The organism is Aeromonas finlandensis (genome assembly GCF_000764645.1).
Classification (GTDB): Bacteria; Pseudomonadota; Gammaproteobacteria; order Enterobacterales; family Aeromonadaceae; genus Aeromonas; species Aeromonas finlandensis.
The window spans coordinates 1-9,323 of the sequence record NZ_JRGK01000111.1 but is presented as its reverse complement, the minus strand read 5'-3'; the positions used below and the strand labels follow the sequence as shown (position 1 = coordinate 9,323).

Genomic DNA, 9,323 nt, shown 5'->3' with positions numbered 1-9,323 from the left:
ATCGTGGACCATCTTGGCGTCCAGATGGCAGCCCTTGCCGGTGTTGATCTGCACGGCAGGGACACCGGTGGCACGGATGCGATCCGCATCGGCGCTGGTCTGCTGATCCCCCTCAATCACCGCGCAAGGGCGTTTGTCGGCCAGCTGGCGCAGGGTTTCGCACAGCAGGGTGGTCTTGCCTGAACCCGGGCTCGACACCAGATTGAGCACCAGCTGGGCCGCCTCGTCGAAGTGCTCGCGGTTGTGGGCCGCCAGCGCGTTGTTCTTGGCCAGCACATCCATCTCGATGGCGATCAGCTGACGCTGCCCCATACCGGGGACCGACAATCCCGCTTCCCCTTTGCCATAGTGCAGATCACCCTGCTGATGGTCATGGTCATGGTCATGGTCATGGTCATGGTCATGGTCATGGTCATGGTCATGGTCATGGCTGTGATCATGGGGATGTGCATGAGAGTGGACATGATCATGATGATGGTCATGGGGGTGATCATTACCCTCTGCACTCATGGGTGCCCGGACGCCGTGGTAGTGGTGATGGACATCCCCCTGATGGTGATAGTGGTGGTGAATGATCAGGGTGCGCGGCGCACTCTGCTCGTGCTCGTGCTCGTGCTCGTGATCATGATCATGATGGTGATGGGCGTCATGAGCATGATGATGGTCGTGCTTATGCCCATGTTCATGGTGATGTTCATGTTCGTGATGATGCTCATGATCGTGCTCATGGCCGGCGATCCGCGCCTGGCCGCATCCGCATACGCTACACATATCAACTTACCTCGATGTCGGTGATGCGCAGGCTATCACCCTGCGCGACTCGTAATTTGTATCCGCCACACCCGGGGCAGGCCTGCCCGCGCTCGGTGAGGGTGACCGTCTTGTTGCAGTCGTAGCACCAGGCCTCTGCCGCCTGGTGCTGAAAGTGAAGTTGGGCCCCTTCGACGGCGGTGCCCTTGGCGGCCGCCTCAAAACAGAAGGCGATGGTGTCAGGGTCGACGCAGGAGAAGCTGCCGACCTCGAGCCAGAGGGCGGTCACCTTGGTAAAGCCCCGCTGGGTGGCCTGTTCGGCCGCCAGATCGATGGCGGCCATGGCCAGAGACATTTCGTGCATGGTGGCTCCTTAACTGATATGGGGAAGAGCTGTGACTCCTCCCCCTAATTGGGAAAACGGCATATGGGTGAACGGCATGACTGTTCAACAGATCCGAGGCAGCAGTTCCCCCTGCGGCAGCTCAAGATAACGGCGGCTGCCCCAGGGGTTATTGAGGATCACCTTGTGGCGATCGCTTGCCTGCACCACGCCGATCTGGCTGGCGGCGGGGTTGAACTGCCGCAAGATGCCCAGTGCGTCCTGCGCCTGTTCGGCAGGCAGGGCCAGCACCATGGTTCCCTCGTTGGCGAGATCATGGGGCTCGAAGCCGTAGAGCTCGCACAGACCGCGCACCGGATCGCAGACCGGAATGGCGGACTCCTCCAGTTCGATGGCCACTTCGGAGGCGCTGCTCCACTCGTTGAGCACGGCCGCAAGGCCACCGCGGGTGGCGTCGCGCAGGGCGTGAGGGGTAATACCAGCTTTTAGCAGCGCTTCAACCTGCGGCCAGAGGGTGGTGCAGTCGCTCTTGAGATCCGACCCAAGTTGCAGGGCGTCACGGGCCATCAGGATGCAGGCGCCGTGGCTGCCGATATCCCGCGACACCAGAATGGCGTCACCGGCCTTGAGGTTGCGCACCGAGATACCCCGGCTCTGTTCCGGCAGCGGAAAGGTGCCGACCCCGCTGGTGTTGATGAAGATCTTGTCGGCCGCCCCCTTGGGCACCACCTTGGTGTCGCCACAGACGATGCGGGCACCACTCTTGGCAAGCTCTGCTGCCATCGACTCGACGATGCGGGCGAGATCGGCGTAGGGGAAGCCCTCCTCGATGATAAAGCTGCAGCTGAGGTATTCCGGCTTGGCCCCCATCATGGCGAGATCATTGACCGTGCCGGCGATGGCCAGCTTGCCGTTATCGCCCCCCTCGAAGAAGAGCGGCGAGACGGTAAAGCTGTCGGTGGTGAAGGCGACTGGCCCACTTACTGGCAGCAGGGCGGCATCTTCCCCGCGCAGCAGGATCTCGTTGCCAAAGTGGCGAAAGAAGAGCTGGTTGATCAGCTGATTCATCTCCACGCCGCCGCCGCCGTGGCTAAGTTGGATTTCTCTCATTGCTCCTGGATCCCCATATATCGGTAGTAGGCATTGCAGGCCCCTTCGGAGCTGACCATGCAGCTGCCCATGGGCTGGGTCGGGGTGCAGCCCCGGCCAAAGACTTTGCACTGGTTCGGCTTGGCCAGCCCGCGCAGGATATCGGCGCACTGGCACGCCTTGTGGTCATCGATGGGAGTCTGATCGAGCGCAAAGTGACGCTCCGCATCGCGTTTGGCAAACGCATCGCGCAGGCGCAGGGCGGAGGCGTTGATATCCCCCAGACCTCGCCAGCGAAAGTGCTCGCGGGTCTCGAAAAAGCGCTCGACCAGCCGCTGGGCGGCTTTATTGCCGCTGGCGGTAACGGCGCGGCTGTACTGCACTTCCAGCGCGTAGCGACCCTCCACCTTCTGGCGCACCATCATCAAGAGCGCCTCCATCACATCCACCGGCTCGAAGCCGCTCACCACCACGGGCACCTGATAGCGCTCGACGATGGGCAAGTAGATATCGGCGCCGGTGATGACGCTGACGTGAGAAGGACCGATAAAGGCGTTCACCTTGGCCACCCCGTCGGCCATCACAGCATGAATGGCGGGGGGCACCAGCACATGGTTGATATGAAACAGCAGATTCTCGACCTCTTGCTCTTCAGCGGCAGCCAGGAGCGCGGCGGTCATCGGGGTGGAGGTCTCGAAACCGATGGCGAAGAAGACCACGGTTTTCTCCGGATTCTCTTTGGCGATACGCAGGGCATCGAGGGGGTCATAAACCGGGCGGATATCGCTCCCCTTGGCCCGCTGTTGGGCCAGCGTGCCTTTGGAGCCCGGCACCCGGATCATGTCCCCCAGGGTGACCAGAATGACGTTGGGTTGGCGGGCCAGCTCGATAGCCTGATCGATGCGCTCTTTGGGCATGATGCAGACCGGGCAGCCGGGACCGTGGACAAACTCGATGCTGGCTGGCAGCAGCTGGTGCAGGCCGTACTTCATGATGGTGTGGGTATGGCCACCGCACACCTCCATCACCCGCAGCGGCTCGGGGAGACCTTTGGCAAGCTCGGTAATTTGCGCGGCGAGGGCGCGGATGACGTCGGGCTGACGAAAGCCCTGAAAGAGATCATTGAGTGTCAGCATGGCAAGATATCCTGCTCTGGCATAAGGGCCACCATCTGGCGGAAGCTCTCGAGGCTGGCCTGCGCCTCCTCTTCATCAATCTTGCTCATCACAAAGCCGATATGGAGCAGCACATAGTCGCCCACCTGGAGAGGCTCTTCGAGCAGCATGCAGCTGACGCGCCGCTGCACCCCCAGGGTGTCGACGGTGACGCAGTTATCTTCGGGGTGCAGCTGCACCACCTGAGAGGGGATGGATAGACACATGGATTTCAGGACTCCGACAAGGTGGCACAACCGGTTGTGACAGGCTGATGCGTGGCAAGATGGTGGATGGCAAACCAGAGCTGACCGGCGGCGATGCCACCGTCATTGAGCGGCAGGGTTTCGCTGGTCAATACCTGCCGTCCGGCTGCTTCGAGTGCGGGCACCAGCTGGTCCATCAGCACCCGGTTTTGAAAGACGCCGCCCCCCAGTGCCACCGGATAGCCGGGGAAACGCTCGGCCAGGGCGAGGACCAGATTGCTGATGGCGCGGATAAAACCGGCAGCCAGGCTGGCGATGGAGGTGCTTTTGCGCCGCTCGCTGACAAGGGTATGGATCAACTCTGCCCACTCGATCTGCAGTGGCCCCTTCACTGATTGACTGAGGCCAAAGGCGAGGGGGAAGGGCTGTTCATCCTGGGCAAGCTGCAAGGCAGCCGCCTCCAGCAAGAGTCCGGCCTCGCCCTCGTAATCGGGGGTATCGATCACCCCCAAGAGCGCCGCGACGGCATCGAACAGCCGACCGATGGAGCTGGTGTAGGGGGCGTTGCGACCCAGCTGCCAGAGCTGGTGAAGGTTGCTGATCCGCTCGATAGGTAGCTTGCTTACCAACGGAATATCGAGGGCGCAGATCTCCTCAGGACTGTGCGATTCAAACAGCAGCCCCAGCAGCTGACGTACCGGCTCGCGAATGGCCGCCTCGCCGCCGATCAGCTTGAAGGGGGCAAGGTGGGCAACCCGTGAAAAGCCCTGAATGTCTGCGATCAGCAGCTCGCCACCCCAGAGGGTACCGTCATCGCCAAGGCCGGTGCCATCGAAGGCAACCCCCAGCACCGGGCCCGTGATGTCATGCTCGGCCATCACCCCCAGCAGGTGGGCGTGATGGTGCTGCACCTCGATATGGGTTGCATTGTGCTCGCGGCAATAGCCCTTGGCCCACTGGTGGCTGAGATAGCCGGGGTGGCGATCAGAAACCAGAACTTCGGGTTTGAGATCGTAGAGTTCGCGAAAGGTCGCGAGGGTCTGCTCGAAGTGGCCCTGCATCGGCAGGCTGTGCAGATCGCCGATATAGGGGCTGTAGATGCGCTGGCGGCCGAAAGCGAGCGCCAGTTGGTTCTTCTGCTGCGCGCCGACTGCCAGCAGCGGTACCCTGACCGCCTCGTTCAGGCTGGGGGTGAAGGGGGCGTAACCCCGGGCCAGCCGCAACGTCTGGCGCCGCCCGCCCGCCCACTGCACCAGACTGTCGTCGCACGGGTGCAGGATGGGGCGGTTGTGATCCAGGATGCCGTCAATCTCGCCCCCGAGCGCCCTGACCACTGCCTCACAGTCGATCAGGATCGGGCTGCCGCGCCCATTGGCGCTGGTCGCCACCAGCGGGATGGCGCAGGCGTCCAGCAACAGCTGGTGGAGCGGGGTATAGGGGAGCATGACCCCAAGGTACGGGATGCCGGGGGCGATCCCTTCGGCCAGCGGCGCGGTTGTCAGTTGGGATTCTGACGGCCGATCATCGTTTTTGCGCTTGCGCAGCAAGGTGATGGGCCTGGCCTGAGAGGCGAGCAGCGTCCACTCTTCTTCGCTGCCGGTGACATGGAGCTTGGCCTCGGCAAGGGAGCCCATCATCACCGCCAGCGGCTTGCGCGCACGCCGCTTGAGTTGCCGAAGCCGTGCCACGGTAGACTCGCTGCGGGCATCACATATCAGGTGATAGCCCCCCATCCCCTTGACCGCAATCAGCGCCCCCGCTTGCAGGGCGCGGGCGGCGGCGTGCAGCGCCTCTTCGCGCTCGGCCAGGGCATCGCCGTTGCCGCTGCGCCAGCTGAGATGGGGCCCGCACTCGGGGCAGCTTACCGGCTGGGCGTGGTAGCGTCTGTCCAGCGGATTTTCATAGGCCGCCGCGCAGCGCGGGCACATTGCAAAGCCCACCATGACTGTGTGGGGTCTGTCGTAGGGGAGGCGGCGGATGATGGTGTAGCGCGGGCCGCAGTGGGTGCAGTTGGTAAAGGGGTAGCGATGGTGGCGATCGTTGGGGTTGGCCACATCGTTGGCGCACGCCTCGCACATTCCCTGATCCGGCGAGATGGCGACTGTGGCGGCGCTCTGCTGCTGGCTCGCTTTAATTCGAAACTGGCCATGAAATTGGCCATCGAAGTCGGGATCATGAGCAAGGGGCAGCTCCCGCTCGCTGAAATGATCGATGCGGCTAAGGGGCGGCGCCAATTCCCGCAGCTCGCGGGCAAAGTTGGCCAGCTGCTCGGGGGAGCCTTCGGCGCCAATGGTGACGCCGTTGGCATCGTTCAAGACATAACCGGTAAGGCCGTGGCGCAGTGCCAGTCCATAGACGAAGGGGCGAAAGCCGACCCCCTGTACGATGCCGTCGATATGAAATTCGCGGCGCAGCCGGTTGGCCACAGGATTGGAAGAGCCAGAGGGGGCGATGGTGGCGCTCATGCCGGCTCCATCTCATCTTGAGTTTGTGGCAGACGCAGCACCCGGCGCTCGTTCTCCTCGCGCCGCACCCAGCCATCCATCTCCATGCGCAGGCAGAACGGAATGGCGTATTTACGCGACAAACCGCTGATCTCCTTGAGGGATGCCATGTCGATCAGATCTCCCACCTGCTGGCCCGCCAGCACGGCGGCGACCATCTGGTTGTAAAGAGCGGCGTCGTAGTAGATGGGGCCATCGAGCTGCACCAGATACTTGAGTCGCGCCAGATTGCGCAGCTGCTTTTGCAACGCGCCTTTTTGTTGCAAGCCCTGCTGCAGGGCCGCGGGCAGCTTGCGGGTGATAAAGGGATCCAGCTCCACGCCGCCGGGGCCCAGTTTACCGGGCTCGTAACCCTCCTTGCCTTGATCTCGCACCACCTTGAGCACCAGTTGCGCCTCTTCCCCCAGATCGTCTTCCGACTCGCCACTGCCCGGCTGCCACTTGTCATGGTGCAGGCGAATGAGCTGCTCACTTTTGAGCTGCTGGAGCAGGGCCTGAGTGACCGGCAGGGCGATGCCAAAGCGGGTCGCAAGCTCGGCGGCACTCAGCGGTTCGCTGGCCAGCGTAGCGAGCAGCTGGTCGCGGCTTTGGGCCAGCCAGCAGTTATCCAGCAGCCACTCACCGAGGGGGGTGACCTGCTCTGGCTGCTGGTCAAAGCGGTTGGCCAGCACATAGCCGTTGAGGCCCAGCTGCAAGGCTGCGGGGTTGTAGCGCTCCAACTCATCAGGCAGCTCGCCCAGCAGGGTGTGCAGCGCCTTGCGTCTGGCAGGATGAATGTCGCCGCACCAGACGATGCGGGCGCCGTGCAGCAGTTCGCTGCTGCCGTGGCGAATGATGGCGAGCGGCTGGCCGAAGAAGCAGGGGATGGGGCTGGTAAAGATCAGCCGCGCCAGCCGGGTATCCTTGATGGGCACGAAACGGGCCCGGCCATGCCAGCTGCCAAGGGCCACCTCGACCTCCTGCGTGCGTAGCGCCTTGCCGCTCAGACTCTCGGCGTTGAGTTGCACGATAAGGTGGGTCGCCGCCTCGCACTGGCCGACAGTGCTGGTAAGACAGTGACCGCGTGCCACCTCCTTGTGAGGCACTTTTTTAAGGCCTACCGCCACCCGGCAGACGGCGCCAATCTCGTCGACGCTCTGGTGATAGGCCTGCAGGGAGCGCACCTGCACCTCCCGATCGGCGGGGTAGAGGCGCAGCTTGTCCCCCACCTTGAGGCGGCCCTGCTGCAAGGTGCCGGTGAGCACTGTGCCGGTGCCGTTGGCGGTAAAGACACGATCAACATAGAGGCGCGGTGCGCCCTGCTCGCGGGCAGCTTGTGAGGCTGGCAGATCGGCCAGCTGACGCACGATAGCGGTGTGCAGGGCAGCCATATTGGCGCCGGTTTTGGCGCTGACGCTGACGATGTCGGGCACCATGCCGCTCTCGTCCATCACCCGCTCCAGCAGGTTCTCTTCCAACAGCAAAAGCTCGTCAGGGGAGACCAGATCGCACTTGTTGATGCAGACCAGCAGGCGCGGCACCCCCATCGCCTTGAGCAGGCGCAGGTGATCGCCGGTCATCGGCATCCACCCCTCGTCGGCGGCTATGACCAGCAGCACCAGATCCAGACTCCAGAGCCCCGCCACCATGTTGCGGATATAGCGCTCGTGGCCGGGCACGTCGATGACACCTATGGTGTTGCCCTGACCGTCGTCAAAGTGGGCAAAGCCGAGATCCTGGGTCATGCCGATGGCCTGCTCGTGGGCGCGGGCTGTGGTGATGCCGGTGAGGGCCTTGATCAGCAGGGTCTTGCCGTGATCCACGTGGCCAGCAAGGCCGATAACGGCGCGATAGGGGGTCATGGGATCAGGACTCCTCTGTTGCATTGATCGAGGCAGGTAGCAGCAGCTCGTTAAGCTGGGCGATCAGCAGTTCCATCTCGGTCGGCAGCAGGGTCGCCATATTGAGCAGCACCTTCTGCTGGCGTACGGTGGCAATCACCGGCACCGGCAGTTCGCGCAGGGCATCGAGCAGTTGCTGGGCCGGTCGCGGGTCGGTGCACTCCAGCGCAGGTGCCGGGTAGAACTCGTCCGGCAGGGTGCCGCCGCCTACCACCAGCTGGGCGGGGACCGGCACAAAGCAGCCGGGCAGGGCGGCCATCAGCTGATGGGCTCTCGCCTGCATGGCGGCCGGGTTGCTCAAGGTGCGCTGGGCGATGCCTTCACCGATGGGGGACTTGTTGAGCTTGTGGATGAGTAGGCGTTCGAGCAGGGAGTAGACGATGCGGCTCGGGCGGAAGGTGCGCATCATGGGGTGCTTTTCCAGCCGCTTGATAAGGTCACTGCGGCCACTGATGATGCCCGATTGCGGGCCCCCTAAGAGCTTGTCGCCGGAGTAGCAGACCAGATCCGCCCCCGCCTTGATGTACTGACGCACCGAGGTTTCGTCCGGCGCAAACTCTTCGGTGGTCAAGCCTGAGCCCTGATCCACCGCCAGCACCACGTGTTCTGGCAGGGCGCGGGCCACCTCGCCGATATCGGGGGATTCGGTAAAGCCGCGAATGGCGAAATTGGATTTGTGCACCATCAGTACCAGCGCGGTCTGATCGGTGATGGCATCGAGGTAATCCTTGGCGGTAGTGATATTGGTTGTGCCCACCTCCACCAGTTTGGCGCCGGAGAGCGCCAGAATATCGGGGATGCGAAAGCCGCCGCCAATCTGGATCTGCTCGCCCCGCGAGACGATCACCTCGCGCCCCTTGGCCACCTCTTGTAGCAGCAAGAAGAGGGAGGCGGCGTTGTTGTTGACCACCAGTGCATCTTCGGCCTGGGTGAGGCAACGGAGCAGGGGAGCGATCAGCCCCTTGCGCCCGCCGCGCTTGCCGGTGGCGAGATCCAGCTCCAGATTGTTGTAGCCGGTGTTGAGGTCACGCACCTCGTCCCACAGCTCTCTGCTTAGCGGCGAGCGCCCCAGATTGGTATGCACCAGGGTGCCGGTGACGTTGATCACCCGGGTCTGACGCTGGCGCAGCTGCTGTTGGCAACGCTTGGCAATCAGCGCCTCGATCTGTTCGGGGGCAACCCCATGCTGGCGAAACGCCTCGCTCTGGCGCAGTTCGCTCAGGGAATCGCGCACCGCCTGAGTCACCAGCGGGCGGCTCAGTGCCTCGATAAAACCGGCGAGAAAAGGTTGCTGCAGCAGCTGTTCCACTTGTGGCAGGCGGCGGGTTTGTTGCTGGCTGGGCTGTGACCGCGAATCTGACCGTGAATCTGGCAGTGAATCGTCGGCAGCCAGACCT

Annotated in this window: 9 protein-coding genes; 1 reads left to right on the top strand and 8 read right to left on the bottom strand. The window is 63.2% G+C overall.

What is annotated here, in order from left to right:
* Nucleotides 1–510: hydrogenase nickel incorporation protein HypB (hypB, locus tag LD28_RS24055; RefSeq protein ID WP_479321929.1), on the bottom strand; the 510-nt coding region annotated here is incomplete at its 3' end.
* Between hypB and LD28_RS23655 the strand changes: the two genes are divergently transcribed.
* Nucleotides 391–795: a hypothetical protein gene (locus tag LD28_RS23655; RefSeq protein ID WP_479321928.1), complete on the top strand. Its 405-nt coding sequence runs from the start codon at nucleotides 391–393 to the stop codon at nucleotides 793–795. The two genes, hypB and LD28_RS23655, sit on opposite strands and share 120 nt — an antisense overlap.
* Here the strand turns inward: LD28_RS23655 and hypA are convergent.
* The 7 genes from hypA to selA all read right to left on the bottom strand — a co-directional run.
* Nucleotides 773–1,114, bottom strand: coding sequence for a hydrogenase maturation nickel metallochaperone HypA (gene hypA, locus LD28_RS0110585; RefSeq protein ID WP_033136932.1), 342 nt, complete (start codon nucleotides 1,112–1,114; stop codon nucleotides 773–775). The two genes, LD28_RS23655 and hypA, sit on opposite strands and share 23 nt — an antisense overlap.
* Before the next feature lie 84 nt (nucleotides 1,115–1,198).
* Entirely contained in the window at nucleotides 1,199–2,203 is a 1,005-nt protein-coding gene (gene hypE / locus LD28_RS0110580) for a hydrogenase expression/formation protein HypE (RefSeq protein WP_033136931.1), read from the bottom strand.
* Nucleotides 2,200–3,318 carry a hydrogenase formation protein HypD gene (gene hypD / locus LD28_RS0110575; protein ID WP_033136930.1) on the bottom strand — a complete coding sequence of 373 codons (1,119 nt, stop codon included), beginning with the start codon at nucleotides 3,316–3,318 and terminating at the stop codon, nucleotides 2,200–2,202. The genes hypE and hypD overlap by 4 nt, the downstream gene beginning before the upstream one ends.
* Nucleotides 3,312–3,563, bottom strand: coding sequence for a HypC/HybG/HupF family hydrogenase formation chaperone (locus tag LD28_RS0110570; protein WP_017784111.1), 252 nt, complete (start codon nucleotides 3,561–3,563; stop codon nucleotides 3,312–3,314). The genes hypD and LD28_RS0110570 overlap by 7 nt, the downstream gene beginning before the upstream one ends.
* Nucleotides 3,564–3,568: 5 nt before the next feature.
* On the bottom strand, nucleotides 3,569–6,007 hold the full coding sequence (gene hypF, locus LD28_RS0110565) for a carbamoyltransferase HypF (RefSeq protein ID WP_033136929.1): 2,439 nt from the start codon (nucleotides 6,005–6,007) through the stop codon (nucleotides 3,569–3,571).
* Complete coding sequence (gene selB, locus LD28_RS0110560) at nucleotides 6,004–7,887, bottom strand: selenocysteine-specific translation elongation factor (RefSeq protein ID WP_033136928.1); 1,884 nt, start codon at nucleotides 7,885–7,887, stop codon at nucleotides 6,004–6,006. The genes hypF and selB overlap by 4 nt, the downstream gene beginning before the upstream one ends.
* A 4-nt stretch (nucleotides 7,888–7,891) precedes the next feature.
* Nucleotides 7,892–9,323: L-seryl-tRNA(Sec) selenium transferase (gene selA, locus LD28_RS0110555; protein WP_033136927.1), on the bottom strand; the 1,432-nt coding region annotated here is incomplete at its 5' end.

Excerpts from the sequence above, each read along its gene's own strand:
- LD28_RS23655 (WP_479321928.1), top strand. The coding sequence starts at position 391 with ATGGTCATGGTCATGGTCATGGTCATGGTCATGGTCATGGCTGTGATC.
- hypA (WP_033136932.1), bottom strand. The coding sequence starts at position 1,114 with ATGCACGAAATGTCTCTGGCCATGGCCGCCATCGATCTGGCGGCCGAA.
- hypE (WP_033136931.1), bottom strand. The coding sequence starts at position 2,203 with ATGAGAGAAATCCAACTTAGCCACGGCGGCGGCGGCGTGGAGATGAAT.
- hypD (WP_033136930.1), bottom strand. The coding sequence starts at position 3,318 with ATGCTGACACTCAATGATCTCTTTCAGGGCTTTCGTCAGCCCGACGTC.
- LD28_RS0110570 (WP_017784111.1), bottom strand. The coding sequence starts at position 3,563 with ATGTGTCTATCCATCCCCTCTCAGGTGGTGCAGCTGCACCCCGAAGAT.
- hypF (WP_033136929.1), bottom strand. The coding sequence starts at position 6,007 with ATGAGCGCCACCATCGCCCCCTCTGGCTCTTCCAATCCTGTGGCCAAC.
- selB (WP_033136928.1), bottom strand. The coding sequence starts at position 7,887 with ATGACCCCCTATCGCGCCGTTATCGGCCTTGCTGGCCACGTGGATCAC.